This window comes from Achromobacter aloeverae (genome assembly GCF_004121055.1).
In the GTDB taxonomy this organism is placed as follows: domain Bacteria; phylum Pseudomonadota; class Gammaproteobacteria; order Burkholderiales; family Burkholderiaceae_B; genus Bordetella_C; species Bordetella_C aloeverae.
The window spans coordinates 101,194-125,827 of record NZ_PYAL01000008.1 but is presented as its reverse complement, the minus strand read 5'-3'; the positions used below and the strand labels follow the sequence as shown (position 1 = coordinate 125,827).

Sequence of the window (24,634 nt, the reverse complement as noted above, 5' to 3'; positions counted from 1 at the left end):
GGGGTCAGCGTACTGGTCAGGTAAGGCAGGCGGCGTTGATGATGCCCACGGACAATGAAATTCCGCCCATCAGGCCGCCCATCGCGACGTTGTTTTCCTGGATGGCCTGGTTCATCCCGCGGATGACCCGCGCGGCGATGGCGTAGGCCAGCACCTGGGTAATCATCGCAGCGGCCGCCCACGCCAGGAACATGCCGTAGGTGGCATGGGTGGCAATGCTGGAATAGAGGGTGAGGCTGAAGCCCACCAGCGAACCGCAATAGGACAAGGCGGCGGCGCCGTTGCCTGCACGGATCAGCGCCATTTCGTCGAAGGTGGTGGCGTGCGAATAGATGACCGCGAACAGGGCCAGCATCACCAGGGCGGACACCAGGTAGATCAGATAGGCGTAGGCCGGCGTCGTGAGCATGGAGTGCCTTCTAGGGTTCGTAAACAGGGACGGTTCGTGCGGGCGGTTCGATATACTGCCAGCATTTTTCGCCTTCCGGAAGCTCCCATGCGGGATCGCGCGCTGATACTTTCCGTATTGATTGTTGCATCATGTGGATTAGGCTATGAGCTGATCGGTAGCGCCCTGGCGAGCTACCTGCTCGGCGATTCGATTTTGCAGTTTTCCACGGTAATCGGTTGTTACCTCTTCGCCATGGGCGTCGGCTCATGGTTTTCGCGCTATGTGCCCGACGACAAGGTGCTCGACCGCTTCATCGATGTCGAGCTGCTGGTGGGCTTGGTCGGCGGCCTGTCGGCCGCGCTGCTGTTCCTCGTTTTCGCCTGGGTCGCGGCGCCGTTTCGCGCGGCGCTCTATGTCTGCGTATTCCTGATCGGCTTGCTGGTGGGCATGGAAATCCCGCTGGTGATGCGCATCTTCAATCAACAGCGCACCGAGTTCCGCGAGCTGGTCAGCAAGGTGCTGGCCTTCGATTATCTCGGCGCGCTGGCGGTGTCGCTGGTGTTCCCCCTGCTGCTGGCGCCTTACCTGGGCCTGCTGCGTACGGGTTTCCTGTTCGGCATCCTCAACGCCAGCGTGTCGCTCTGGACCGCGTGGCTGTTCCGCGCGCATTTGTCCAGGGCGGCCGACAAGGTCTGGCGCGCCACCCTGGTGATGGGCCTGCTGGCGGTGGGCTTCGGCCTGTCGGGGCAGATGACGGGCTGGGCCGAACGGGGCTTGTACGGCGACCAGGTCATCCATGCGGAAACCACGCCCTATCAGCGGCTGGTGGTGACCCGGTGGCGCGACGACCTGCGCCTGCATATCAACGGGAACCTGCAATTCTCCTCGCGCGACGAGCATCGCTATCACGAAGCCCTGGTCCATCCGGGCCTGGATGCCGTGCCCTGGGCGCGCAATGTCCTGGTGCTGGGCGGCGGAGACGGCCTGGCGGTGCGCGAAATCCTCAAGCACAAGAATATCGAGCACATCACGCTGGTCGACCTGGATCCGGCGATGACCCGGCTTTTCTCGACGTCGGCGCCCCTGGTCGAGTTGAACCAGGGGTCGCTGAAGAACCCGCGCGTGACGGTGATCAATGCCGACGCCGGGGCGTGGCTGGAATCGAATGCCCATGTCTATGACTTCATCGTCGTGGATTTTCCGGATCCCACCAATTTCGGCTTGGGCCGGCTGTATTCCACGCCCATTTTCCGGCTGATGGCGCGCCATCTGTCGGAGCAGGGCTATATGGTCGTGCAGTCCACTTCGCCGTACTTCGCGCCGCATTCGTTCTGGAGCATCAACGCCACCTTGAAGGAAGCCGGGCTGCATACCTGGCCTTACCACTGCTACGTGCCGTCTTTCGGCGATTGGGGCTACATCCTTGCCGGCAAGCGCGCCGACTATACGCCGCCGGCGCGCGTGTCCGTGCCCACGCGCTACCTGGATGGCCCCACGCTCAAGGAGCTGTTCCACTTCCCGGTCGACATGCCCGCGCTGGAGATGCCGCCGAACCGGCTCAACGAGCAATCGCTGGTGCGCTACTTCGACGAAGACTGGCGCAAGGTCATACGCTGATGCGGCGCCGTACCTTCGTGCTCGGTGCGGCGGTGGGCGCCGCGGCCCTGGGCAGCGCGGCGCGACTGGCGATACGCGAGACCACCCCGGTGCTCGCCTATCCCGGCATGCGCGAAGGGCACTGGCTGCGCGACGGTGCCGCGCTACCGGCGCCCAGCGGCGAGCAGCGCGCGGGTGTGGCCGTGCTGGGCGCCGGCGTGGCGGGGCTGTCCTGCGCCTGGCACCTGGCGCGCCGCGGCCATCGGGATTTCGTCGTGCTGGCGGGACCGGAGGTCGGCGGCAATGCGTCGGGCGGCGGCGCGGGAGACCTCGCCTATCCGCGCGGCGCGCACTACTTGCCGCTGCCATCGCGAGCCAGCACGCACGTGCGCGAAATGCTGGCCGAATTCGGCGTCATCCTGGATGGCGCGCAAACCGAACGCCCTTATATGGACGAGGCCGTCGTCGTGCATGGCCTGGACGAAAGACTGCTGCGCGACGGGCGGTGGGAGGATGCGCTGGTGCCGCCGGGCGCCACGCCGCGGGATCAAGCCCAGCACGATGCCTTCTTCCGCCATGTCGACGGCCTGCGCGACGCGGTGGGCCAGGATGGCCGCAAGCTGTTCTGCATTCCCATCGCATTGTCTTCGCGGGATGCGCAATGGCGCGCGCTGGACCGCCTGACCTTCAGGCAATGGCTGCTGGACCAGGGCTATACGTCGCCCGCGCTGCATTGGTACCTGGATTACTGCTGCCGCGACGATTATGGCGCGCCGCATGACCGGGTGTCGGCGTGGGCCGGACTGCATTACTTCTGCTCCCGCGACGGCCATGCGAGCAATGCGCCGGATGGCGCCGTGCTGACCTGGCCCAATGGGCTGGCGCGCCTGGTGGCGTATCTGCGGGCGTCCATCACGCGGCGGCTGGGCCATGAGGATTGGCTGCAGTCCGGCACGGCGATGCGCGTGCAGGAACAGGGCCCGGACGTGGCCGTGCTGGTGGCCGGTGGTTTCCAGGGATCGCCGGGCGCTCCGGCGGCGCCGGTGACGCGCTCGCTGCGCGCCGGCCGCGTGGTCTGCGCGATGCCCTTGTTCGAGGCCGCCCATATCGTGCGCGATCTGGCCGGCTACGGCTACGACCATGCCGTGCACCAGTCGCCGCATGCGCCCTGGCTGGTGTCGAATTTCACCCTGGAAGGTTTTCCCCGCGAGTTGGCGGGCGCGCCGCTGGCGTGGGATAACGTGGTCTACGAAGGACCGGGCCTGGGTTATGTGGTGTCCACCCATCAGTTGATACGCGTGGCGCCGCCGCCGCGCACGGTGTTCACCGCCTACCAGGCGGTCAGCACGGAGACGCCCGAACAGGCCCGCCGCTGGCTGGCCCGTGCCGATGCGCAAGCCCTGCGCGACCAGGCGGCCATCGATTTGCTGGCGGCCTACGGTGAAGATTTCTGGCGTTACGCCCGCCAGCTCGAAATCACGGTGCGAGGGCATGCCATGGCGATACCGGCGCCGGGCTACCTGGACAATCCGGGCCTGGCGGCCTTGCGCGATGTCGATGGCCGGGTGCTGTTCGCCCACGCCGACCTGTCGGGGTATTCGGTTTTCGAGGAAGCCTCGTGGTGGGGCGTGCGGGCGGCGCAACGCATCCTGGGCGAAGCCTAGGGCCGGCTCCGCCCATGACGGACGCCTAGGCCTGGGTCCGGCCGATGCGCCGCAGGCCGGTGGGCGAATGGCCGGTCCAGCGCTGTACGGCACGCTGCAGGGTGCGCGCATTGGTGTAGCCGCATGCCGCGGCGATTTGCTGCACGTTGCGCGAGGATTGCGTCAGCAGGGTGAGCGCCCGGGCCCGTCTTTCTTCTTCCAGCAGTCCCGCATAGGTCAGCCCCTGTGCCTCCAACCGGCGCCGCAAGGTACGTTCACTGGTGTGCAGGCTGGCCGCGATGTCGCGCAGGGGCGTGGGGTAGGCCAGGTCGCGCCGGATGGCCTGCGCCACCACGGCATGCAGTGCCGAAGGCGCCGCCGGCCGGGAGGCCCGGCCGGCCAGGTCGCGTCGCACCAGCGCCAGCGTTACCGCGTCGGCGCTGCGTATGGCATGGGGCTCGCGCGGGAAGTGCAAGCGGTTCAGCGGTTGGCCAAAGCGCACCGGGCAGCGGAAGACGCTCTCGTAGAGGGCGCCGTAAGGCGGCCGTTCGCTGGCCAGTTCCACCATGCGCGGATTGAAGAGATCGCTCACCACCTGGCGGCAGATCTGCACAAGGGCGGCAAAGCAGTGATCGACCACGAAGCCGTCGATACGACGGTCGCCGAAATGGGAACGGCCTTCCAGGCTCCAGGTCTGCGCCAGCTCCTCGCCGTGCACGGACAGCAGGCCACCGCACTCATGCTGGTGCTCGATGGCGAAGTCCAGCAGCTCGCGAGAATGGCGGCAACTCATGAAGCCCAGGGCGACCAGGCCCAGGGACACGGGGTTGACGCCGGCGCCCAGCTCCAGCCCCAGGGCCGGTCGGCCCAGTTCGCGCAGCGCGCGCCGGATGACATGGGCGTATTGCGCGCGCGAGACCCGGTAGTCGGGCGTCAGCAGGTCGTCCGGCCGGAAGCCCGCGCCCTCGCAAAGCAGCGCCGGGTCCTGACCGCCGCGCGAGGCTTCGGTCATCAGTTGGCGCAAGGCCACCGGCGGGACGTCAGCGGCCGCCGTATCGGGAAGGGCGGAAAGTCTTGCGACGCGGCGTAAGGGGTGGAACATGGGGCTCCGAAGGCGCTACCGCCAGCGACTGGCGACAGCATTACGGCCATGCCGGCGGCAATTACCGGCGGGCAGGTTGTCAGTATTTGTATCTTCAATTAGTAAAGATAACAGACTTGGCCGATGTCATGCCGATTTTTGGCCGACCAAACCGTATTGCCGGGCCGCCCGCCTGCCGTTGTCCAGGTTGACCGGATATTTTCGATGTCCGGCCCGGCCCGGGCGCACCCCCCTCCTCAGGCCGGTGGGCGGCTTCGCCATGATGGATTTGGGGTGTGGGTTTGCAAGCCGTCGATCCGTTATCGCGGCGGATGGTGTCGGCAAAGGTTCAAGGGCGGTACATGACTGAGGTTCGACATCTGTGGGCGCGTTGGAGTGCGACGCTGCTGGGGCTCGCGGGAGGCGTGGCCAGCGCGGCTTTCGCCGCCTGGTCCACCTGGGGCTGCGCCGCGGGCGCCGTGCTGGTTGCGCTGGGCATCGCCGCGGGCTGGCGTGGACGTGCCGAGTCCACGGAAGACGGGGCGGTGCAGCGTCACATGGCCAACCTGGAAAATTTCAGCGCGGACCTGGCGCCGGTGTGGTCGCGCCAGATCGAATCGTCCCGTAGCCAGATGGAAGAGGCCATCACGGCGCTGAGCATGCGCTTTGGCGAGATATCCGTGCGCCTGGACCAGACGCTCAGGCTCTCCATGGACAATGGGGGCAGCGGCGATCGTTCGGCCGCCGCCGTCTCCGCGCGCAGCCGGCAGCAGCTGGATGGCGTGCTGCAACTACTGCGCGACGGCATGCAGACCAAGGCCGACATGCTGGTCAAGGTCCAGGGCCTGCAAGGCTTCGTCGACGAGCTCCAGGACATGGTGCAGGCCATCGCCATGGTGACCCAGCAGACCAACCTGCTCGCCATCAACGCCACCATCGAAGCAGCCCATGCGGGCAGCCTGGGCCGCGGCTTCGCCACGGTCGCGCAGGAAGTCCGGGCGCTTTCCAAGCAGTCCGGGGAAACCGGCGCCCGCATCGCGGAAAAAATCGAGCTGATAGGCGCGGCCATCCTGCAGACCTGCACCGTCGCCGAGCAGACCACCCGCCGCGAGCAGGAGGCGGTCGCGGCTTCGGAAACCGCCATCCAGCAAGTGCTCGAAGGCTTCCAGGCCTTTGCCGACGGTCTTACGGAAACCACCGATCGCCTGCGCGAAGAGAGCCAGGGTATCCAGACCGAAGTCAACGAGGCGCTGGTCCAGCTGCAATTCCAGGACCGGGTCAGCCAGGTCATGGCGCACGTCGTGGCCAATATCGAGCGCCTGCCGACCGTGATCCAGGATTATCGGCGCGAGTGCGAGGAGGCCGGCGAACTGCTGCCGCTTGCCGCTGGCGGCCTGTTGCAGGAGCTGGAGAAGACCTATGCCATGGCCGGCGAACGTGAGTTGCATCGCGGCGCGCCCACCAAGCCGGCGACCGCCGGCGACGACATCACTTTCTTCTGAGGAAGCAGCATGCCCAAGACCATACTTATCGTCGATGATTCGGCCTCGGTGCGCCAGGTGGTGGGCATCGCCTTGCGCGGCGCCGGTTATGACGTCATCGAAGGCCGCGATGGCCAGGACGCATTGGCCAAGCTCACGGGCCAGAAGATCCACCTGATCATCAGCGACGTGAATATGCCGAACATGGACGGCATTACGTTCCTCAAGAGCGTGAAGCAGCTGCCGGCCTATCGATTTACGCCGGTCATCATGCTTACCACGGAAAGCCAGGAAGCGAAGAAGCGCGAAGGCCAGCTGGCCGGCGCCAAGGCCTGGATGGTCAAGCCCTTCCAGCCGGCCCAGTTGCTGGGCGCGGTGGAAAAACTGGTGCTGCCGTAATGGACGCGCGAACGCTGCGGCTGGAGGGCGAGCTGACGATCTATACCGCGCAGGAGGTGCGCCAGCGCCTGTCGCAGGCCCTGGCTGCCGATGCGGAACCCGAGCCCTTGTGCGTCGACCTGAGCGGGGTGACCGAGCTCGACACCGCCGGCGTACAGCTGTTGCTGGCGGCGCATGCGCGGGCCCAGGCGCAGCAACGCGAACTGCGCCTGGCCGGATTGGCCGAGCCCTTGCGCGAAGTCATTGCCCTGCTGGGCCTGGACAGCACGCTGGCGCCTGTCATGGCCGCCGGACATGACATGGAAATCGGGCCCGCCGCCTGAGCGGCGCGGCCCATGGAGCGAAGCATGGATCTGGACCAGGCGCTGCAAACCTTCATTACCGAAAGCCGCGAACTGCTGGCGGAAATGGAAGAGGCGTTATTGACGGTGCAGGACGAGATCGACCGCGCGCCGGCCATCAATGCGATCTTCCGTGCCGCCCATACCATCAAGGGATCGGCGGGCCTGTTCGGCATCGACCGCATCGTGGAGTTCACGCACGACGTCGAAAGCGTGCTGGACCGGGTGCGCGAGGGCGTCATCGGCCTCGACGCCGAGATGGTGGCGCTGATGCTGGGTTGCAAGGACTATATCGGCCGCCTTGTCGACGGCGTCGATGGAGGCGCGGCGCAGGACGGGGATGATCCCGATTCGCGGACGGAAGGGGGCATGCTGCGCGAGCGGCTGGCCGGCTACCTGCGAGGCCAGGGTGACGCGGCCGCCGTGGCGGTGATGCGGGCGGATGGCCAGGCGGGCGAGGCAGGTCAGGCGGACGAGCCGGGGGACTATGCCGATCATTGGCATATCTCCCTGCGTTTCCACGAGGGCGTGCTGCGCAATGGCATGGACCCATTGTCCTTCATCCGCTACTTGCAGCGGCTGGGCCGCATCACCGGCGTGGCGTGCCAGGCGGGACGCCTGCCCGCCCTGGACGACATGGATCCGGAAGCCTGCTATCTCGGCTTCGAAATCGGCCTGGACAGTCCCGCCGACAAGGCCACGATCGAAGGCACTTTCGAATTCGTCATCGACGATTGCAACATACGCATCATTCCTCCCCGCAGCCGCATCTCCGACTATATGGACATGCTGGCCGGTCTGGGCGAGGAACCGGCCATGCTGGGCGAGATGCTGGTGCGCTGCGGGACGTTGACGCCGCGTGAATTGGAAGAGGCCTTGCGGCTGCAGGGCGAGGACGACGATCCGGAGCCCCTGGGCCAGATCCTGGTGCAGCAGCTGGCGGTCGCGCCGCCGGTGGTGGCCGCGGCGTTGCACCGGCAGCGGCAGGCCAAGGAAAGGAAGGTGGGCGAAAGCCGGTCGGTGCGCGTCGACGCGGACAAGCTCGATCATTTGATCAACCTCGTGGGCGAACTGATCACTGCGTCCGCCGGCGCCAGCCTGGCCGCCGCGCGCAGCGGCAACGCCGAGGCGCAGGAGTGCGCTTCGCAGGTGGCCGACCTGGTCGAGGCCGTGCACGACAGCACGCTGCAATTGCGCATGGTCCGCATCGGGGCCACCTTCAACCGTTTCCGCCGCGTGGTGCACGACGTGGCGCGTACGCTGGGCAAGCACATCGAGTTGGCGATCAGCGGCGAGGAGACCGAGCTGGACAAGACGGTGGTGGAGAAAATCGGCGATCCGCTGACCCACCTGGTGCGTAATGCCATAGACCATGGCATCGAGCCGGCCGACGTGCGGGTGGCGCGGGGCAAGCCCGCGCACGGCACCATCACGCTGGACGCCCGCCATGAGTCGGGCCATATCGTGATCGAGGTGCGCGACGATGGCGGCGGCCTGGACCGCGAACGCATCTTCGCGAAGGCGGTGGAACGCGGCATTGTCGAGCCTGGGCAGGTCCTGTCCGACAGCGACGTGTTCAAGCTGATTTTCGAGCCGGGCTTTTCGACGGCCGCCGCGGTGACCGACCTGTCGGGGCGCGGGGTGGGCATGGACGTGGTCAAGCGCAATATCGAAGCGCTGCGCGGCAGCGTCGATGTCACCAGCCGCCCGGGCGCCGGCACGCTGGTTACGGTGCGCCTGCCGCTGACGCTGGCCATCATCGACGGCTTCCAGGTCGGCGTCGGCCGCTCGCGTTTCATCCTGCCGCTGGACATGGTGGACGAGTGCGTCGCCTATAACGCGGTCGCGGGCGGCAGCTACACGGACCTGCGCGGCCAGGTGCTGCCCTTCATTCGCCTGCGCGAGATGTTCGCGCTGTCCGGCGAAGCGGGCGCGCGCGAGAACATCGTGGTGGTCCGCCATGGCGCCCAGCGTTGTGGCCTGGTCGTCGACACCTTGTTGGGCGAAACACAGGCCGTCATCAAACCGCTGGCGCGTATCTTCGCGGGCGTGCAGGGCATCAGCGGGTCCAGCATCCTGGGCAGCGGCGAAGTCGCGCTGATCCTTGACGTGCCGGCCCTTATGGAAAATGCAAGGCATTCCACGCCAACCGGCATCGCCCGGTCAGACGCATGACGCCAAGGACCGGCGCGGAACATCGTCGAGTGGACAATTCAGATCGAGGAGCAAGCCTATGTTTGGGAATATGAAAGTCGCCACGCGGTTGGCGTTGGGGTTCGGGGTGGTGATCATCCTGCTCGTGGCCATATCGGTCCTGGGCATGCAGCGGCTGGAAAAGGTCAATGCGGGCCTGGCCATGGTGACCGAGGACCGCTATCCCAAGGTCGCCCGTGCTCAACGACAATGTGCAACGCACTATCGACGACGGCCGCGTCCTGCGCGGCATGCTGCTGACGAGCGATGCCGGCGAACTGGACCGCCAGCGCAAGCGCATGGCCGATAACATGGCCACCAGCCGCGCCAACCTGGAAAAGTTGCAGAAGGTCATCGTCGACGACACCGCGAGCAAGCTCCTGAAGCACGCCCAGGACGCGCGCCGGGCGGTGGATCAGAACGTCGAGCGCTTCCTGGCGCTGTATGCACAGGACCGCGAAGCCGCCGCCGCCTTCCTGAAAAGCGATGTGTTGGCCGCCAATACGGCATCGGAAGAGGCGCTGCGCAGCTTGCTCGCCCGTCAGGTCCAGTTGATGGAGGATACCCGCCAGGAGGGTGACGCGCTCTATGCCGAAACCCGCACGCTGGTCCTGACGCTGGCCATCGCCGCGGTGGTGCTGGCCGGGCTGATCGCCCTGTTCATCACGCGCGGCCTGCTCAAGCTGCTGGGTGGCGAGCCCGGGTACGCGGCCGGCATCCTCAAGCAGGTGGCCGAGGGCGACCTGTCGGTCAACGTGCGGACCAGGAAGAACGACACCACCAGCATGATGGCGGCGGTCAAGAATATGGTCGGCCGCCTGTCGCAGGTGGTGACAGAGGTCAATAGCAGCGCCGAGGCGCTGGCCGGCGCGTCGGAGGAAGTCAGCGCCACGGCGCAATCGCTTAGCCAGGCGTCCAGCGAGCAGGCGGCCGGGGTTGAAGAGACCAGCGCATCCATCGAGCAGATGACGGCGTCCATCGCCCAGAACACCGAGAACGCCAAGGTCACCGACGGCATGGCGACCAAGGCCGCGGCCGAGGCCGCCGAGGGTGGCGAAGCCGTGACTTCCACCGTGGCCGCCATGAAGCAGATCGCGCAGAAGATCGGCATCATCGACGATATCGCCTACCAGACCAACCTGCTGGCCCTGAACGCGGCCATCGAGGCGGCGCGCGCCGGCGAACACGGCAAGGGTTTCGCCGTCGTGGCCGCGGAAGTGCGCAAGCTGGCGGAGCGCAGCCAGGTGGCGGCGCAGGAGATCGGCGACGTCGCCAGCTCCAGCGTGGAACTGGCCGAGCGCGCGGGCCGTTTGCTGGAGCAGATGGTGCCGAATATCCGCAAGACTTCCGACCTGGTGCAGGAGATCACGGCGGCGTCCGAGGAGCAGTCCTCGGGCGTCAGCCAGATCAACGCGGCCGTCGGCCAGTTGAGCCAGACCACGCAGCAGAACGCTTCCAGTTCCGAGGAGCTGGCGGCCACGGCGGAAGAAATGAGCTCGCAGGCCGAACAGTTGCAGCAGGCCATGGCTTATTTCAAGCTCAGTGGACGGCAGGCCGGCGCGGTCCAGGCGCGGCGCAAGCCGGCGCCGACGGTGAAGCGGGGCGCGGCCGCGGCGGCGCGCGAGACGCTCGACGTCGAACCTGGCGTCGCTCTTGCGTTCGCCGGCGTCGATACGCCGGACGAGTCGCAGTTCGGCCGCTACTGATCGCGGAGCGCTGCCATGAATGCCTTGTCCTTGGCGGGCGAGCCGGCCGCGCCGGCCGATTCCTCGCAATACCTGACGTTCCTGCTGGGCGGCGAAATGTTCGCCATCGGCATCCTGTCGATCAAGGAGATCATCGAGTACCACGACCTGACCGTGGTGCCCATGATGCCGCCGTCCATACGCGGCGTGATCAACCTGCGCGGCGCCGTGGTGCCGGTCATCGACCTGCAGGCGCGCTTCGGCCGCCCGGCGGCGCCGGTGACCAAGCGCACGTGCATCGTCATCGTCGAGGTCGACGAGCCGGAGGGCGGCGCCCAGGTGGCGGGCGTGGTGGTGGACGCGGTCAGCGAAGTGCTGGAGATCGCGGCCGCGGATATCGAGCCGCCGCCCTTGTTCGGGGCTGGCGTGCGCACCGACTTCATTGCCGGCGTCGGCAAGGTGCGCGGCCGCTTCGTCATCCTGTTGGCCGTGGGCCGGATACTGGCTTTGGAAGCCCTGCCGGATGGCGCGACGCTGGTCGAGGCCGCGTCCCTGCCGGGCGGCGGGCACCAGGCCCAGTCCCTGCTGCCACGCGGCGCCCCGGCGGCGGGTTGAACGGGGCGCGAACGTGTTGCCTACGCTGCGCTCCATTCTCGTGGTCGACGATAGCCTGTATCAGCGGCGCCATACGGCGTCGCTATGCCGCGATCTGGGCATCGCGTCGGTCCACGAGGCGGGCGACGGCGAGGAGGCGCTGGCCGTGCTCGATACCCTGCGGCCCTTGCCCCAGGTCATCGTGGTCGATATCGAAATGCGCGGCATGGACGGCGTCGAGCTGATAGAGCAGCTGCGCATCCGCAATACCCTGGTCGACCTGGTCATCGCGTCCGGCCGCGAGAGCGCGATGATCGATTCCGTGGTCGCCATCGCGCTGGACATGGGTTTCAATGTGCTGGCCGGCCTGGAAAAGCCCGTTACGCGGGAAGCCCTGGGCCATGCATTGGACACGTATGGCGTGGCGGCGCGCCCGCGCCGTGGCGCCGGGACCGAAGAGGAACAGGGACGGGAACAGGAACAGGCGCCGCCGATCCCGCCCGGGATGCTGGAGGCCGCGCTGACCCAGGGCCAGGTCCATGTGGAGTACCAGCCCAAGGTCGACATGAACACCGGCCTGGTGCGCGGCGTGGAGGCGTTGGCCCGCTGGCGCCATCCTCGGCTGGGCGATGTGCCGCCCGCGCGCTTCATTCCCCTGGCCGAGCAATATGGCCTGATCCAGCCGTTGACCTTCGCGGTGATGGAGCAGGCGCTGGCGCAGATGGCCAGCTGGAACAGCCGTGGCCTGCGCCTGACGCTGTCGATCAACCTGTCGCCCCTGCTGCTGGACTGGCCTGGCCTGGTGCACGACATCATGGCCGTGGTGCATCGCTTCCAGGTGCCGACGGAACAGGTGAGTTTCGAAATCACGGAAAGCTCGCTGGTCGACCCGGGCGGCCATGCGCGCGGCCTGCTGGCGCGGCTGCGGCTGCGCGGCTTCGGCTTGTCCATCGATGACTACGGCACCGGCTTCTCGTCCATGCAGCAGCTGGCGCGCATCCCGTTCACGGAATTGAAGATAGACCGCAGCTTCGTGCACGGAGCCATCAAGCGCAAGAACCTGCGCGTCATTCTCAAGGCGGCCATCGACATGGCGCAGCAGATGGGGCTGGTGTCGACGGCCGAGGGCATCGAAACCGAGGAGGACTGGCAGCTGTTGCGCGAATTGGGCTGCATGGTGGGGCAGGGATATTTCATCGCCCGCCCCATGGCGGGCAGCGGCATTCCAGGGTGGTTGAGGCAGCACAGGCATCGGGTCGATGGCCTGCGCGAGGGCCTTGGCCGTCCGGTTCGCGGCGCGCGCCAGGCTGGCGACGTTGTCGCGCCCTGACCGCAGTCCGGCTTCCCACGAGTTTTCTCCTCCATCCCCTCGACCGCCATCGTGCCCCGCATGTACGCCATTTCCGATCAAGAATTCACGCATTTCCAGCGTTTCATCTTCGAGGCCGCGGGGATCAGCCTGTCCGCGGCCAAGAAGGCGCTGGTCTGCGGCCGCCTGGCCAAACGGCTGGAGGCGCGCCGCGTGGACAGCTATGCGGCCTATTTCGCGCTGTTGCAGCGTGACGGCGAGGCGCGCGAGTCGCAGTTGGCGATCGATTTGCTGACCACCAACGAAACCTATTTCTTTCGCGAGCCCCGCCATTTCGAGGTGCTTGCCCGGGAGGCGCAATCGGATGCCGCGAGGTCCCGGCCTTACCGCGTCTGGAGCGCGGCCAGCTCCACCGGCGAGGAGGCCTATACCGTCGCCATGGTGCTGCACGACTGCCTGCAAGGCCGTCCTTTCGAGGTGCTGGGCACCGACATCAGCACCCGGGTGCTGGCGCGCGCCCGTACCGGCCACTATCCTGAACAGCGTGGACGCCATATTCCGCAGGCCATGCTCAAGCGCTATTGCCTCAAGGGGTTGGGTCCGCAGGCCGGCACCTTCCTGGTCGACCGGACGCTGCGCCAGCATGTGCGCTTCGATCATGCCAACCTGAACGCGCCCCTGCCGGACCTGGGCGCCTTCGATGCGGTGTTCCTGCGCAACGTGATGATCTATTTCAACGGCGAGACCAAGCGGCAGGTGATAGGACGCGTCCTGTCGCGGCTGAAACCGGGAGGGGTGCTGTTCGTGGGTCATTCGGAAAGCCTGCACGGCCTGGACGCCGCGGTGACCGCGGTGATGCCGTCCGTGTATCGCAAGACCTGACCATGCGGGAATGCATACCTGCCCAGCCCGCGCCGCGTCGCCCTGCCAACGACGCGGCCGATGCGTCGCTGGCGGGGCATGCCGTGGATATGTTCCTGCAGCCGGGCAGCTACATCGTGGGCGATGCGCGGTTCCGGGTTCGCACCATCCTGGGATCGTGCGTGTCCATCACGTTGTGGCATCCGGGTCGCCGCGAGGGCGCGATGTCCCACTTCCTGCTGGCTTCCCGCCCCCGGCACGGCGACCAGCCGCTGGATGGCCGCTACGGCGCGGAGGCGGTGCACTTGATGGTACGGGCGCTGGAAAGGAAAGGCATCGGGGTGCAGGAGTGCGAGGCCAAGATTTTCGGCGGCGGCAATATGTTCCCCGACCGGCCCCATCCTCACGTGGTGGATATCGGCCGCCGCAATGGCGAGGCGGCCCGCGAGTTGTTGCGGCAATACGGCGTCGCGGTGCGATCGGAGCATCTGTTCGGCAGCGGCCACAGGCAAGTCATTTTCAGTATGGCGACCGGCGACGTCTGGGTGAAGCAGATTTCACTCCCGCCGTCGGCGCCAACGATCACGTAGGACCCAGTACAGTCATGCCTACCCTCAACGTCATGGTCATCGACGATTCCGCCGTCGTGCGCCAGGTGCTCGCCAGCGTGCTGAACGATGCGCCCGATATCGCCGTCAGCCATGCGGTGGCGGACCCGTTGCTCGCCATCGACCGCCTCAGGCAGGCGGGACAGGCGTGGCCCGACGTCATCGTGCTCGACATCGAAATGCCGCGCATGGACGGCCTGACGTTCCTGCGCCTGTTGATGCAGGAACGCCCCACGCCCGTGGTGATCTGTTCGACGTTGACTGAAAAAGGGGCGCGCACCTCGATCGAGGCGTTGGCCGTGGGCGCGGTAGCCGTCGTCACCAAGCCCAAGCTGGGCCTGCGGCAATTCCTGGTGGAAGCCGCCAACGAGTTGATCGCCACCGTGCGCAGCGCCGCCCGGGCCCGGGTGCGGCCGGGCGGTGGCGCGCCGCCGGCGCCGAAGCTCAGCGCGGACGCCGTGCGGCCGCCGCCGCAGGCGCGCGCCATGGCGCAGACCACCGAGCGGGTTGTCGCCATCGGTACCTCCACCGGCGGCACGCAGGCGCTGGAGGAGGTGCTGACCAGCCTGCCGCGGGTGTGCCCCGGCCTGGTCATCGTGCAGCACATGCCGGAGAAATTCACCGCGGCGTTCGCCGCGCGGCTCGACGGCGTGTGCCGCATCAGCGTGAAGGAAGCACGATCAGGGGACCGGGTCGCGCCCGGTTGCGCGCTGATCGCGCCGGGAGGGCGCCACATGGTGCTCAAGCGCAGCGGCGCGCAGTACTACGTCGATGTGCTGGACGGTCCGCTGGTCAACCGCCATCGACCGTCGGTCGACGTGCTGTTCCGTTCGGTCGCGCGCAGCGCCGGCGCCAATGCCCTGGGCATCATCATGACCGGGATGGGCGACGACGGCGCGGCCGGCCTGCTTGAAATGCGCAGCGCCGGCGCGCGCACGTTGGCGCAGGACGAGGAGAGCTGCGTGGTGTTCGGCATGCCGAAGGAGGCCATCAAGCGCGGCGCCGTGGAGCGCACCGTGGCCCTGGCGGCGATAGGCCGGGAAATCCAGGCCGTGGCCGGACGCTAGGCCGGACCACGCCGCCCCGCCACGGCAGTCCGCGGCGCTAGGCGCGGGTGCGCTGGCGTCGCCTGGGACGCGGCGGTGTCGCCGGCGCGGCTATCGCGGTGTTGGCGTAGGACGTATCGTAGGATGCGCGCGCCAGGTGTTCGATGGTGGCCAGGTCCAGCTCTTCCAGGGCGCCATGGACGCGCTGGATGAAGGCGCCGCATTCCGGATGCTTGTCGCGTGTCCGCTTCAGCCAGGCATGCAATTCACTGACCTCGCCGTCGCGCGCCAGCCGCGCCAGCGCCTGCCGTGTCGCCGCCGGCGGCAAGGTCAGCGCGGCTTCGAGGAAGCGGGGCGGCGGCGCCACGCTGACCGGAGACATGGATACGAGGGTCTGGTCGACGCCCGGCACGTCGATGCTGAAGCTGAATCGCGCGCCGTCGCCGGGAATGCTGGACAAGGCAAGCTGGCCGCCCATTGCGCGCACGATGTGCTCCGCGATGAACAGGCCCAGGCCCACGCCGCCGTGCTCGTTGCGCAGCTGCTTGAAGGCGCTGAAGATTTCCGCCTGGCGTTCCAGCGGTACGCCCGGACCGTTGTCAGCCACCATGAATTCCAGGATCCAGCGGTCGTCGCGCCTTAGCGTGGTGACGCAGAGGGATACCCGGCCGTCCTCGGTGAACTTGGCCGCATTGTCCAGGAGATTCAAGAGCGCCTGCCGCAGCCTGACCGCATCGACCATGATGCTGACGGGCAGGCTGGCGGGCGGCAGGAAATGGAAGGCGTTGCGCTTGGCGGCACAGAAGGCCACGGCATTGCCGATGACCTCGCTCAGCAGCTGGGTCGGCGACGCCGGCGCCGGCACCAGTTCCAGCGGCTGGGTCCGGCCGCGGGCGAATGCCAGTACTTCGTCCACCAGCTGGAATTGATGGCCCAGGCTGCGCTCGATGACGTCCAGGTGGGATTGCTGTTCCGGCGTGGCGGCCTCGCGCACCAGGCGCATGTAATTGGCGATGGTAGCCAGCGGCGCACGCAGGTCGTGGCTGATATACCCCAGCAGTTGGTCCTGCTGGCGGCTCTTTTGCGTGGCCTGCTGCAGCGCCTCGTCCAGCGCGGCGGTCTGCATTTGTACTTGCATGCGCAGCCTGGCGCGTTCATGCGGTCCCATGATCGCCGCCGCGCTGCCGCGCCGGGGCAGCCGGTTGGTCCAGGCGGCGAGCATGGCCAGCGTGGATCCCAGCGCCAGCAGCAGCAAGGCCGACATCGTGTTTATCCCGAGCTCGGGATAGGGCGAGAGAACCGCCTGCAGGCTGCGCAGGCTGGCCGTATGCAGCAAGGTATGGCATAGCAGCAGCGCGGCGGCGATACCCAGCAGGCGTGCCGTGGGCAGCGCGCGGCGCGGCAGGAAGGGCGTCACGGCGAGCAGGCTGGCGCTCACTACCGCGCCGATGGCGGTCAGCAGCACCGACACCGTGTAAAGATCCGTGGTCCAAGACGCTACCAGCAGGCCGGTCAGCAGGGCCAGCACCATGTCCACCGCCAGCAGCCCGCCCGCCAGCAAGGGGTCGCGGCGCGCCACGCTGCGCAGGAACAGGATGAACAGCACGATGCAGATGCTGCCCAGGACCAATTCCGCGCGGCTGCCCCAGCCGGCGGCGTCGGGCCAGAACATGGCCTGGGCCTGGCCGCGGATGGCCGCTTCGTACAGTGCTTCCGTGGCGGCCAGCAGGCCCAGGTACACATAGGGCAGGCGTTGCGTGATGCAGCCTATCAGGAACGCGCACCAGGCCAGCGCGGCCAGTCCACCGATCAGCGCGGCATCCCAGGCCAGGCTTGCGGACTTGATCCGCGCATGGCGCTCGGCCGATTCCAGCATGGGCATGATGGGGCTGGGCAAGGCATTGCGCACGCTTATGAAGACACGGGCCTGGGCGCCGGGCTCCAGGACGAAACGGGTGCTGGTGGCGTCGTCGGCGTTGGTTCGCTGTTCCAAGGGCAGGGCGCTGCCGAAGCGCGTTTGCGTCCAGGCACCGTCAAGGTCCACGTTGACTTCCACCTCGTCGGTGTCGGTAGCCGCGGGGATCAACGCCAACCGCAGGGGGACGTCGGCGTCGTTGTGCAGGGCGATCGCCATCCAGCGGATGGCCTGCGCGGGCGGGGAGCGCGGGTCGTGGCTGCTGTGCTGGAAGACGCGGGGGGAAGACCGCATCAGGGCCAGTACATCGGGCAGCCGCAGCCGTCCCGACATATCGTCATAGACGTCGATGTACGGCTTCAGGTCCAGGGGGCGGTCCGGCGCGGCGCTTAAACGCAGGTCCCCAGCCCAGGCGGTCGTCGTGGCCAAAAGTACTGACAGCAGGAACGCCAGCCTGGCGAGGATCGCTTTGAGTCGCATGGTGGTCCAGCACGGCCCGGGGGGGCCGGGACTGCGCGGCGCGGTCGCGCTACCGGTGCCAATTGCAACTGGCCACTACTGGGGTGTAGGGATAGTAGTTAAGTTAATTAATTATTTCAATCGTCGCGCCTCAACAAGTTTGCTAATAAAAGTAAACAAATATTGTGTGTAAAAATAGCAAACGATTGCATGCCTGCGATTGCATGCCTCGATTGCATGCCTGCGATTGCGTGCTGGCGCGCCAGAGCGCCACACCCCGCCGCGCCCCGGTGCCCTTATTCCGTAGGCGCGGGATTGCGTTCCGCAAAACCTTGCTGATGCCAATAAGGGTATGGGCGGTCCACCTTGCTCGCGGCGTCCAGCTTCGCCACTTGGTCGGCCGTCAGGTTCCAGCCTACGGCGCCCAGGTTCGCCCGCAACTGGGCTTCATCGCGCGCCCCGATCAGCACCGTGCTGACCGTCGGCCGTTGCAGCAGCCAGTTCAGCGCGATCTGCGGGACCGTCTTGCCGGTTTCCTGGGCGACCTCGTCCAGTGCATCGACGACGCGAAAGAGATATTCCTCCGCCATCTGCGGCCCCAGGTGGGCCGTCTTGTGCAGACGGCTGTTGGCCGGCAGCGGCTGGCCGCGCCGGATCTTGCCGGTGAGCCGACCCCAACCCAGCGGACTCCACACCACCGCGCCCACCCCCTGGTCCAGGCCCAGCGGCATCAGTTCCCATTCATAATCGCGCCCGATGAGCGAGTAATAGGTCTGGTTGGCCACGTAGCGCGGATAGCCGTAGCGGTCGGCCGTCGCCTGCGACTTCATCAGATGCCACCCGGAGAAATTGGATACGCCCGTGTAGCGGATCTTGCCGGCGCGCACCAGCGTATCCAGCGTCGACAGGACTTCCTCCACGGGGGTCCTGGCGTCGAAGCCGTGCAGCTGGAACAGGTCTATGTAGTCGGTGCCCAGGCGCTTGAGCGAGTTTTCGACCGCGCGTATCAAATGGAAGCGCGACGATCCCACATTGTTCGGGGTGTCGTCGAAACGGAAGGTTGCCTTGGTCGACAGGATGACCTGGTCCCGGCGTCCCTTGATCGCTTCGCCCAGGACCTCTTCGGACGCGCCGCGCGAATAGATATCCGCCGTGTCGAACATTGTCACCCCCGCTTCCAGGCAGATGTCGATCAGGCGGCGCGCTTCCGCGACGTCGGTCTGCCCCCAGGCCTGGAAGAACTCGCCTTTGCCGCCGAACGTGCCGGTTCCGAAGCTGAGTACGGGCACCGTAAAGCCGGATGCGCCCAAGTGTCGATATTCCATGTATCCACCTCGCTGTGTCGGGGACGGCCGCCGGATGCGGCCGGTCAGGCTTTCAATCATCGCCGAGGGCGCGGCATGGAAAAAAGGGGGGGCGCCCGTTAACTGCGTTCCTGGAGCTGGAACAGTGAGCTGGCACCGTGGACGCAGACCTGCCTTACGCCAGGACATATCCGGCCCCGTATAATTCCGGCACGCCGGCTTGGCCGGCGCTCACCCTGTACCCGCCGATGGAAAACCCCGTTGCCGCCGAACTCGTCGCCGTGCTCGCCGCGGTGACCGATGGCCAGCCCCGTGTGCTGACCACGGACGACGCACGCGCGTTGCCGGCGGGGCCCTTCGAGTCCAACCATCGTTCGCTGCAGGCTGGCTTGCGCGCGTGGGTAGAAACCCAGACCCACCATCCCCTGGGTTATGTCGAACAACTCTACACCTTTGCCGACCGGGACCGCTCGGACCAGGATGGCGCCCAGGTCATTTCGGTGAGTTACCTGGGCCTGACGCGCGAACCGGCGGAAACCGGCGTGGCCAGCGTGGGATGGCAAAGCTGGTATCGCTATTTCCCCTGGGAAGATCGCCGGCAAGGGCCGGGGGCGCTGATGGCGGAGGCGATCGAGCCGCGCCTGGCCGCCTGGGTGGACCTGGCCGACGATGCCGCCATGCGCCAGCGGCGCGCCGACCGCGCGGCAATCAGTTTTGGCCTGCATGGGGGCGCCTGGAACGAGGACATGGTCTTGCAGCGCTACGAGCTGCTCTACGAAGTGGGCCTGGTCCCGGAAGCCCATGGCGTGGCCGGCCTGCCGCCGTTGCCACCAGTCGCGCCGCTGCCGGGTACGCCCATGCGGCACGACCACAGGCGCATTCTCGCCACCGGCATCGCGCGCCTGCGCGCCAAGATCAAGTACCGGCCCGTGGTCTTCGAACTGATGCCGGCCGAATTCACCTTGCTGCAATTGCAGCAGGCCGTGGAAGCCCTGGCGGGACGCGGATTGCACAAGCAGAATTTCCGCCGCCTCATCGAGCAGCAGGCCCTGGTCGAGGAAACCGGCGCCATGGCCAGCGGCGCCGCCGGTCGTCCCGCCAAGCTTTTCCGTTTCCGCCGCGACGTGCTGCTGGAGCGGGCGATTTCCGGCAGCAAGCTGCCGCTGGCCCGCGAACTGCATCCGGTCTGACGTCGGCGGAGCGTGCGACTCCGGCGGGCGGGCAGGGCGATGCGCCGGCCGGCATCCATCCGCCATCCCGCTGATCCTGCCTGTTACGCTGGCCCTGTCTGTTTCCGTTGATATGGCCGGCTTCCGGAATCGGCGTTGACAAAACCATGATGCCGGACTTATGCTCAAAAAAAGCATAAATTCAGGCACGCTATCCAGATACCGAGACATAGACGCCAGCGGTCATTGTTTCCCGGGCTTCCCACGGTTCCAGCACAGGCATGACGCCGGCGTGGAGACCGACGCCTCCTCGAAACCGGATCCCGGCCGCTGTCTATCCAAATCACGCAACGATCTACACGCGATTTTTTTCGGACTATTAATACTCCACTTGAGCATAAATATCATGACCGTCGCCCCTGTCCTCGATTCCGCCTCACTTTTGCCCATCGTTCCGCCCTTGCCCGATGTCATGCTGGAGCCGCTCGTCCGCGCGACCTTGTTGGAAGATCTCGGGCGCGCCGGCGATATCACCACCGACGCCATCGTGCCGGCTGACGCCCAAGCCGACCTGCGTCTGGTGGCACGCCAGCCGGGCGTGCTCGCCGGCCTCGACCTGGTGCGGCTGGCATTGCGCCTGACCGACGCGCGCATCGATTTCCAGCCGGTCCTGCGCGACGGCGCGCGCTTGCAGGCGGGCAGCCATATCGCCACGCTGCGCGGCCCCGCGCGCGGAATTCTTACCGCGGAACGCACCGCGCTGAATTTCCTTTGCCATCTCAGCGGTGTCGCCACGGCCACCGCCGGCATCGCGGATGCCATCCGCGCCCATGGCACGCGCGTCACGTGCACCCGCAAGACCATGCCCGGCCTGCGCGCGGTGCAGAAGTACGCCGTGCGGGTGGGCGGTGGCAGCAATCACCGCCATGGCCTGGACGATGCCGTCCTGATCAAGGACAACCATGTGGCCCTGGCCGGCGGCGTGCGCAATGCCGTCGAGCGCGCCCGCGCTGCCGTGGGACACATGGTGCGCATCGAGCTGGAGGTCGACACCCTGGCGCAGCTGGATGAAGCGTTGTCCCTCGGCGTGGAGGTCGTGCTGCTGGACAACATGAGCCTGGACGAATTGCGCCGGGCCACCGCCATGTGCCGTGGGCGCGCGGTGACCGAAGCGTCCGGCCGCATCACGCCGGAGACGGCGCCGGACGTCGCGGCCACGGGCGTCGACCTGATCGCCGTCGGCTGGATCACGCACAGCGCGCGCGTCCTGGATATCGGCCTGGATGCCTGAGGAGGGCCATCATGTCCATCGAACCTGAACGCGTCGACGGCGGGCGCCCGCCGCCCGCAATCCGCAATCGCTTGCGCGCCGCCGGCGCAATCGCCGTCGCGGCCCTGGGCTTGTCCCTAGGGGCCTTGCGGCTGGGCATGGCCGAACCGGCGGATGGCGCGGCGGCCGCCGCGGCCGTCGCGGCGAGCTTTCCCAAGCGTCCCATCACCATCCTGGTCACGTTTCCGCCGGGGGGCGGCACGGACTTGCTGGCGCGCCGCCTGGGCGCCGAACTCCAGCGCGAACTGGGCCAGTCCGTCATCGTCGAGAACCGTCCCGGCGCCAGCGGCAACCTGGGCGCGCGTGCCGTCGCCGAGGCGGCGCCGGACGGCTACACCCTGCTGATGGTCAACAGTTCCTACGCCATCAACCCCGGCGTATACCGTAACCTGCCGTTCTCGCCCAAGCGCGACCTACGCGCCGTGATCAACGTCGCGTTCGTGCCTTCGGTGCTGGTGGTGCCGGCAGCCTCGCCGCTGCGCACGCTGGCGCAGGCCCTGGAAAGCGCCGGCCGCCAGGATCCGACGGCGCCCCCCGCGGCCGTGCCGCAGCTGGCCTTTGCCTCCTGCGGCAACGGCACGCCGCAACATCTGGCCGGGGAGATGCTGCGGCGGGCCAGCGGACGTGCCTTGCAGCACGTGCCGTATCGGGGCTGCGGGCCGGCGCTGACGGACGTGCTGTCGGGCCAGGTCGGCATGGGCATCGTCACCGCGTCCAGCGCCGCGCCCTTCCTGGCCGCGGGCCGCCTGCGCGCGCTGGCGGTCACGTCGCCGCGTCGTTCGGACCTGATGCCGGACGTGCCGACCGTGGCGGAGCAAGGGTTTCCCGGCTACACGCTGGACCAATGGCACGGGCTGCTGGCGCCGGCCGCCACGCCAGCGCCGGTGATTGCGCGCCTGAATGCCGCGGTATCCGCCATCATGCGGCGCGAGGACGTGCAGCACGACTTGCGCCAACTCGGCTTCAGTCCCACACGCAGTTCGCCGCAGACGTTCCAGGCCTTGATAGACAGCGATATCGATCGCTTCTCCACGCTGACCGCGAGCATGGGGCTGCACGCCGATTGATTCCCGCGGGGCGGAGCGCATGGATGGCGGGGCGGCGCGCGCGACTGGGCGGCGACCTCATGCCGGTATGATGAAGGCCATGATGCATATCCAGGCATACCCAGGCGTGCCCTGGCATGCCCATACAAGCATCCCGGCGGCCGCGCTGTCCGGGGCCGCCCTCATCCACATGGAGCCGCGATGACCATACGTATCCGCCAGAACGCCTTGCAGGGCCTGCAATTCACCGCCACGGCCAGCAGCCACGATCTGCCCATCGATATGCCGCCGCCGGAAGGCGACGGTCCGGATCCGCATGATCTGTTCGATACCTCGCTGGGCGCGTGCAAGGCGTTGACGGTCACGCTGTATGCGCGGCGCAAGGGCATTCCGCTGATGTCGATCGATGTCGATGTCCAGCGCGATGACTCGGAAGAAAGAAAAGGCGTTTATCGCTTGAAGACCGTACTGACGCTCAATGGCGATCTCACCGAAGAACAGCGCCAGGAACTGCTGAATGTCGCCGGCCGCTGCCCCGTCCACAAATTGATGACGCAGACGGAGATCCAGGTGTCGGCGGAGCTGGCGCCGGCTTGACGTCGGCGCCAGGCGGTGGCCGGCTTGGCCGGCCCCGGCTTATTCCATGCCCGGCACGATGGTCGAGAAGCCCGCATCGACGTGGGTGATTTCGCCGGTCACGCCGTTGGCCAGGTCCGACAGCATGAAGGCGGCGACGTTGCCGACGTCATCGATGCTGACGTTGCGGCGCAGCGGCGCATTCGCCTCGACGAACTTCAGGATGGACGAGAAGTCCTTGATGCCGCTGGCCGCCAGCGTCTTGATGGGACCGGCGGAAATGCCGTTGGCGCGTATGCCTTGCGGGCCCAGCGACGTGGCCAGGTAGCGTACGCTGGCTTCCAGTGAAGCCTTGGCCAGGCCCATGGTGTTGTAGTTGGGGACCACGCGCTCCGCGCCCAGGTAGGTCAGGGTCAGCACCGAGCCGTTGCGGCCCTTCATCAGCGGCAGCGCGGCCTTCGCCATGGCGGCGAAGCTATAGGCGGAGATGTCGTGCGCGATGCGGAAGCCCTCGCGCGACAGGCCTTCCAGGAAGTCGCCGGCGATGGCCTCGCGCGGCGCGAAGCCGATGGAGTGCACCAGGCCGTCCAGGCCGTCCCAATGCTGGGCCAGGCCGTCGAACGTCGCGGCGATCTGCGCGTCTTCGGCCACGTCGCATTCCAGCACGATCTTGCTGCCGAATTCGGCGGCAAATTCGCTCACGCGGTCCTTGAAGCGTTCGCCGACATAAGTGAAGGCCAGTTCGGCCCCTTCTCGATGGCAGGCCCGCGCGATGCCGTAGGCGATCGAACGGTTGGAGAGGACGCCCGTGATGAGAATGCGTTTACCGGCGAGAAAACCCATGATTGGTCCTTGATGACGGATCTGGAAAACCGCCATTTTAGGATATGTCCGCGGATTTATCGGCGGGCGTGCCGGTGGATATATCTGATGGTCCGGGCGGCGCGGCGCTCGGTATAACGCCAGGCGATCGGATTGGTCCGACCTTCCTGGAGTTTTTCACCATGTACGACTCGAGACGCCGCTTGCTCAAAGCGGGAGCCGGTTCCATGCTCGCCTGCCTGTCCACGACCGCCGCCCCGGCCAGCCTGCCGCCCACCAGCGCCGTTTCCGATAGCCTGCCGTCCAGGACCGCCGCTCCCGGTAGCCTGTCGTCCACGACCGCCGCCGCGGGAACGCCCGCATCCGCCCGCGAGCCCGACGCAGTCTTTACCAGCGACGCATATCAACCGGGCTTGCTGCTCCACATTGTGCTGTTCAAGTACAAGGCGGAGGTTACGGCGGAGCAAAAACTGGAAGTGCAGCGCCGCTTCCTGGCGCTGGGCGGCTCCAAGCGTGCCGGCGCCGCCTCTGCCTATATCCTTTCCATCACGTCGGGCAGCCAGAACAGCCTGGAAGGCGTGGGGCAGGGCTACGAGCAAGGCTATACCGTGGCGTTCAAATCGGCCGGCGACCGCAATTATTACGTCGGCAAGCCCGTCGTCACCGACCAGGCGTATTTCGACTCCAGGCACGATGAGTTCAAGGCCTACGTCGGCCCGCTGCTGGCGCCGCAGGGGGGCGTGCTGGTGTTCGACTACGCCGTCGAAGCGCAGGCATAGAGGCGT

The 24,634-nt window shown here is 67.1% G+C and carries 23 protein-coding genes; 18 read left to right on the top strand and 5 right to left on the bottom strand.

Annotation, left to right across the window (positions count from 1 at the left end):
• Window positions 1–16: 16 nt before the first annotated feature.
• Window positions 17–409, bottom strand: a complete 393-nt coding sequence (locus C7R54_RS24110) for a DUF350 domain-containing protein (RefSeq protein WP_129153266.1) — start codon at window positions 407–409, stop codon at window positions 17–19.
• 87 nt (window positions 410–496) lie between these two features.
• Between C7R54_RS24110 and C7R54_RS24105 the strand changes: the two genes are divergently transcribed.
• Together C7R54_RS24105 and C7R54_RS24100 are read left to right on the top strand one after the other, a co-directional pair.
• Window positions 497–2,008, top strand: a complete 1,512-nt coding sequence (locus tag C7R54_RS24105; RefSeq protein ID WP_129153265.1) for a polyamine aminopropyltransferase — start codon at window positions 497–499, stop codon at window positions 2,006–2,008.
• Window positions 2,008–3,651, top strand: coding sequence for an FAD-dependent oxidoreductase (locus C7R54_RS24100; RefSeq protein WP_129153264.1), 1,644 nt, complete (start codon window positions 2,008–2,010; stop codon window positions 3,649–3,651). Before C7R54_RS24105 ends, C7R54_RS24100 begins: the two co-directional genes overlap by 1 nt.
• 25 nt (window positions 3,652–3,676) lie before the next feature.
• Here C7R54_RS24100 and C7R54_RS24095 read toward each other — a convergent pair whose 3' ends face one another.
• Entirely contained in the window at window positions 3,677–4,732 is a 1,056-nt protein-coding gene (locus C7R54_RS24095; protein WP_129153263.1) for an AraC family transcriptional regulator, read from the bottom strand.
• A gap of 341 nt (window positions 4,733–5,073) precedes the next feature.
• On the opposite strand from C7R54_RS24095, the gene C7R54_RS24090 reads away from it, so the two are divergent.
• Genes C7R54_RS24090 through C7R54_RS24045 form a run of 11 tightly spaced genes read left to right on the top strand, consistent with a single transcriptional unit; the run spans window position 5,074 to window position 15,249 of the window.
• Window positions 5,074–6,213 (top strand): methyl-accepting chemotaxis protein, encoded by a 1,140-nt coding sequence (locus C7R54_RS24090; protein WP_129153262.1) that lies wholly within the window; start codon window positions 5,074–5,076, stop codon window positions 6,211–6,213.
• A 9-nt stretch (window positions 6,214–6,222) separates the two neighbouring features.
• A complete protein-coding gene (locus C7R54_RS24085; RefSeq protein ID WP_129153261.1) occupies window positions 6,223–6,591 on the top strand; it encodes a response regulator in 369 nt (122 codons plus the stop codon).
• Window positions 6,591–6,914, top strand: a complete 324-nt coding sequence (locus tag C7R54_RS24080; protein WP_129153260.1) for an STAS domain-containing protein — start codon at window positions 6,591–6,593, stop codon at window positions 6,912–6,914. The genes C7R54_RS24085 and C7R54_RS24080 overlap by 1 nt, the downstream gene beginning before the upstream one ends.
• A gap of 24 nt (window positions 6,915–6,938) precedes the next feature.
• Window positions 6,939–9,107 (top strand): chemotaxis protein CheA, encoded by a 2,169-nt coding sequence (locus tag C7R54_RS24075; protein ID WP_129153259.1) that lies wholly within the window; start codon window positions 6,939–6,941, stop codon window positions 9,105–9,107.
• Window positions 9,061–9,435: an MCP four helix bundle domain-containing protein gene (locus tag C7R54_RS29310; protein WP_338026239.1), complete on the top strand. Its 375-nt coding sequence runs from the start codon at window positions 9,061–9,063 to the stop codon at window positions 9,433–9,435. The genes C7R54_RS24075 and C7R54_RS29310 overlap by 47 nt, the downstream gene beginning before the upstream one ends.
• A complete protein-coding gene (locus C7R54_RS24070) occupies window positions 9,377–10,831 on the top strand; it encodes a methyl-accepting chemotaxis protein (RefSeq protein WP_377815474.1) in 1,455 nt (484 codons plus the stop codon). Before C7R54_RS29310 ends, C7R54_RS24070 begins: the two co-directional genes overlap by 59 nt.
• A 15-nt stretch (window positions 10,832–10,846) precedes the next feature.
• Entirely contained in the window at window positions 10,847–11,425 is a 579-nt protein-coding gene (locus C7R54_RS24065; RefSeq protein WP_129153258.1) for a chemotaxis protein CheW, read from the top strand.
• Between the two features lie 13 nt (window positions 11,426–11,438).
• On the top strand, window positions 11,439–12,734 hold the full coding sequence (locus C7R54_RS24060; RefSeq protein WP_240039687.1) for an EAL domain-containing response regulator: 1,296 nt from the start codon (window positions 11,439–11,441) through the stop codon (window positions 12,732–12,734).
• A 60-nt stretch (window positions 12,735–12,794) separates the two neighbouring features.
• Window positions 12,795–13,595: a CheR family methyltransferase gene (locus tag C7R54_RS24055; RefSeq protein WP_129153256.1), complete on the top strand. Its 801-nt coding sequence runs from the start codon at window positions 12,795–12,797 to the stop codon at window positions 13,593–13,595.
• Between the two features lie 2 nt (window positions 13,596–13,597).
• On the top strand, window positions 13,598–14,164 hold the full coding sequence (locus tag C7R54_RS24050) for a chemotaxis protein CheD (protein ID WP_192903734.1): 567 nt from the start codon (window positions 13,598–13,600) through the stop codon (window positions 14,162–14,164).
• Between the two features lie 14 nt (window positions 14,165–14,178).
• Entirely contained in the window at window positions 14,179–15,249 is a 1,071-nt protein-coding gene (locus tag C7R54_RS24045; RefSeq protein ID WP_129153255.1) for a protein-glutamate methylesterase/protein-glutamine glutaminase, read from the top strand.
• Window positions 15,250–15,286: 37 nt separating this feature from the next.
• Here C7R54_RS24045 and C7R54_RS24040 read toward each other — a convergent pair whose 3' ends face one another.
• Together C7R54_RS24040 and C7R54_RS24035 are read right to left on the bottom strand one after the other, a co-directional pair.
• Window positions 15,287–17,623, bottom strand: coding sequence for a sensor histidine kinase (locus C7R54_RS24040; RefSeq protein WP_129153254.1), 2,337 nt, complete (start codon window positions 17,621–17,623; stop codon window positions 15,287–15,289).
• A gap of 275 nt (window positions 17,624–17,898) precedes the next feature.
• Window positions 17,899–18,927: an aldo/keto reductase gene (locus C7R54_RS24035; RefSeq protein WP_129153253.1), complete on the bottom strand. Its 1,029-nt coding sequence runs from the start codon at window positions 18,925–18,927 to the stop codon at window positions 17,899–17,901.
• A 227-nt stretch (window positions 18,928–19,154) separates the two neighbouring features.
• On the opposite strand from C7R54_RS24035, the gene C7R54_RS24030 reads away from it, so the two are divergent.
• From C7R54_RS24030 to C7R54_RS24015, 4 genes are all read left to right on the top strand, one after another.
• Window positions 19,155–20,096, top strand: a complete 942-nt coding sequence (locus tag C7R54_RS24030; RefSeq protein WP_129153252.1) for an NUDIX hydrolase — start codon at window positions 19,155–19,157, stop codon at window positions 20,094–20,096.
• A gap of 370 nt (window positions 20,097–20,466) precedes the next feature.
• A complete protein-coding gene (gene nadC, locus C7R54_RS24025; RefSeq protein ID WP_129153251.1) occupies window positions 20,467–21,366 on the top strand; it encodes a carboxylating nicotinate-nucleotide diphosphorylase in 900 nt (299 codons plus the stop codon).
• Between the two features lie 137 nt (window positions 21,367–21,503).
• Window positions 21,504–22,472, top strand: a complete 969-nt coding sequence (locus C7R54_RS24020) for a tripartite tricarboxylate transporter substrate binding protein (RefSeq protein ID WP_129153662.1) — start codon at window positions 21,504–21,506, stop codon at window positions 22,470–22,472.
• A gap of 180 nt (window positions 22,473–22,652) precedes the next feature.
• Window positions 22,653–23,048: an OsmC family protein gene (locus C7R54_RS24015; protein ID WP_129153250.1), complete on the top strand. Its 396-nt coding sequence runs from the start codon at window positions 22,653–22,655 to the stop codon at window positions 23,046–23,048.
• Between the two features lie 39 nt (window positions 23,049–23,087).
• Here C7R54_RS24015 and fabI read toward each other — a convergent pair whose 3' ends face one another.
• Window positions 23,088–23,870 carry an enoyl-ACP reductase FabI gene (gene fabI / locus C7R54_RS24010; protein WP_129153249.1) on the bottom strand — a complete coding sequence of 261 codons (783 nt, stop codon included), beginning with the start codon at window positions 23,868–23,870 and terminating at the stop codon, window positions 23,088–23,090.
• 161 nt (window positions 23,871–24,031) lie between these two features.
• Here fabI and C7R54_RS24005 point away from each other — a divergent pair, with 161 nt between their 5' ends.
• Window positions 24,032–24,628 carry a Dabb family protein gene (locus C7R54_RS24005; RefSeq protein WP_158021279.1) on the top strand — a complete coding sequence of 199 codons (597 nt, stop codon included), beginning with the start codon at window positions 24,032–24,034 and terminating at the stop codon, window positions 24,626–24,628.
• The last annotated feature ends 6 nt before the right edge of the window (window positions 24,629–24,634 follow it).

Excerpts from the sequence above, each read along its gene's own strand:
- C7R54_RS24020 (WP_129153662.1), top strand. The coding sequence starts at position 21,504 with ATGGCCGAACCGGCGGATGGCGCGGCGGCCGCCGCGGCCGTCGCGGCG.
- C7R54_RS24005 (WP_158021279.1), top strand. The coding sequence starts at position 24,032 with ATGTACGACTCGAGACGCCGCTTGCTCAAAGCGGGAGCCGGTTCCATG.
- C7R54_RS24035 (WP_129153253.1), bottom strand. The coding sequence starts at position 18,927 with ATGGAATATCGACACTTGGGCGCATCCGGCTTTACGGTGCCCGTACTC.
- C7R54_RS29310 (WP_338026239.1), top strand. The coding sequence starts at position 9,061 with ATGCAAGGCATTCCACGCCAACCGGCATCGCCCGGTCAGACGCATGAC.
- C7R54_RS24105 (WP_129153265.1), top strand. The coding sequence starts at position 497 with ATGCGGGATCGCGCGCTGATACTTTCCGTATTGATTGTTGCATCATGT.
- C7R54_RS24055 (WP_129153256.1), top strand. The coding sequence starts at position 12,795 with ATGTACGCCATTTCCGATCAAGAATTCACGCATTTCCAGCGTTTCATC.
- C7R54_RS24110 (WP_129153266.1), bottom strand. The coding sequence starts at position 409 with ATGCTCACGACGCCGGCCTACGCCTATCTGATCTACCTGGTGTCCGCC.
- C7R54_RS24040 (WP_129153254.1), bottom strand. The coding sequence starts at position 17,623 with ATGCGACTCAAAGCGATCCTCGCCAGGCTGGCGTTCCTGCTGTCAGTA.
- C7R54_RS24075 (WP_129153259.1), top strand. The coding sequence starts at position 6,939 with ATGGATCTGGACCAGGCGCTGCAAACCTTCATTACCGAAAGCCGCGAA.
- C7R54_RS24095 (WP_129153263.1), bottom strand. The coding sequence starts at position 4,732 with ATGTTCCACCCCTTACGCCGCGTCGCAAGACTTTCCGCCCTTCCCGAT.
- C7R54_RS24015 (WP_129153250.1), top strand. The coding sequence starts at position 22,653 with ATGACCATACGTATCCGCCAGAACGCCTTGCAGGGCCTGCAATTCACC.
- C7R54_RS24090 (WP_129153262.1), top strand. The coding sequence starts at position 5,074 with ATGACTGAGGTTCGACATCTGTGGGCGCGTTGGAGTGCGACGCTGCTG.
- C7R54_RS24065 (WP_129153258.1), top strand. The coding sequence starts at position 10,847 with ATGAATGCCTTGTCCTTGGCGGGCGAGCCGGCCGCGCCGGCCGATTCC.
- C7R54_RS24050 (WP_192903734.1), top strand. The coding sequence starts at position 13,598 with ATGCGGGAATGCATACCTGCCCAGCCCGCGCCGCGTCGCCCTGCCAAC.
- C7R54_RS24045 (WP_129153255.1), top strand. The coding sequence starts at position 14,179 with ATGCCTACCCTCAACGTCATGGTCATCGACGATTCCGCCGTCGTGCGC.
- C7R54_RS24030 (WP_129153252.1), top strand. The coding sequence starts at position 19,155 with ATGGAAAACCCCGTTGCCGCCGAACTCGTCGCCGTGCTCGCCGCGGTG.
- fabI (WP_129153249.1), bottom strand. The coding sequence starts at position 23,870 with ATGGGTTTTCTCGCCGGTAAACGCATTCTCATCACGGGCGTCCTCTCC.
- C7R54_RS24100 (WP_129153264.1), top strand. The coding sequence starts at position 2,008 with ATGCGGCGCCGTACCTTCGTGCTCGGTGCGGCGGTGGGCGCCGCGGCC.
- C7R54_RS24080 (WP_129153260.1), top strand. The coding sequence starts at position 6,591 with ATGGACGCGCGAACGCTGCGGCTGGAGGGCGAGCTGACGATCTATACC.
- C7R54_RS24085 (WP_129153261.1), top strand. The coding sequence starts at position 6,223 with ATGCCCAAGACCATACTTATCGTCGATGATTCGGCCTCGGTGCGCCAG.
- C7R54_RS24070 (WP_377815474.1), top strand. The coding sequence starts at position 9,377 with ATGCTGCTGACGAGCGATGCCGGCGAACTGGACCGCCAGCGCAAGCGC.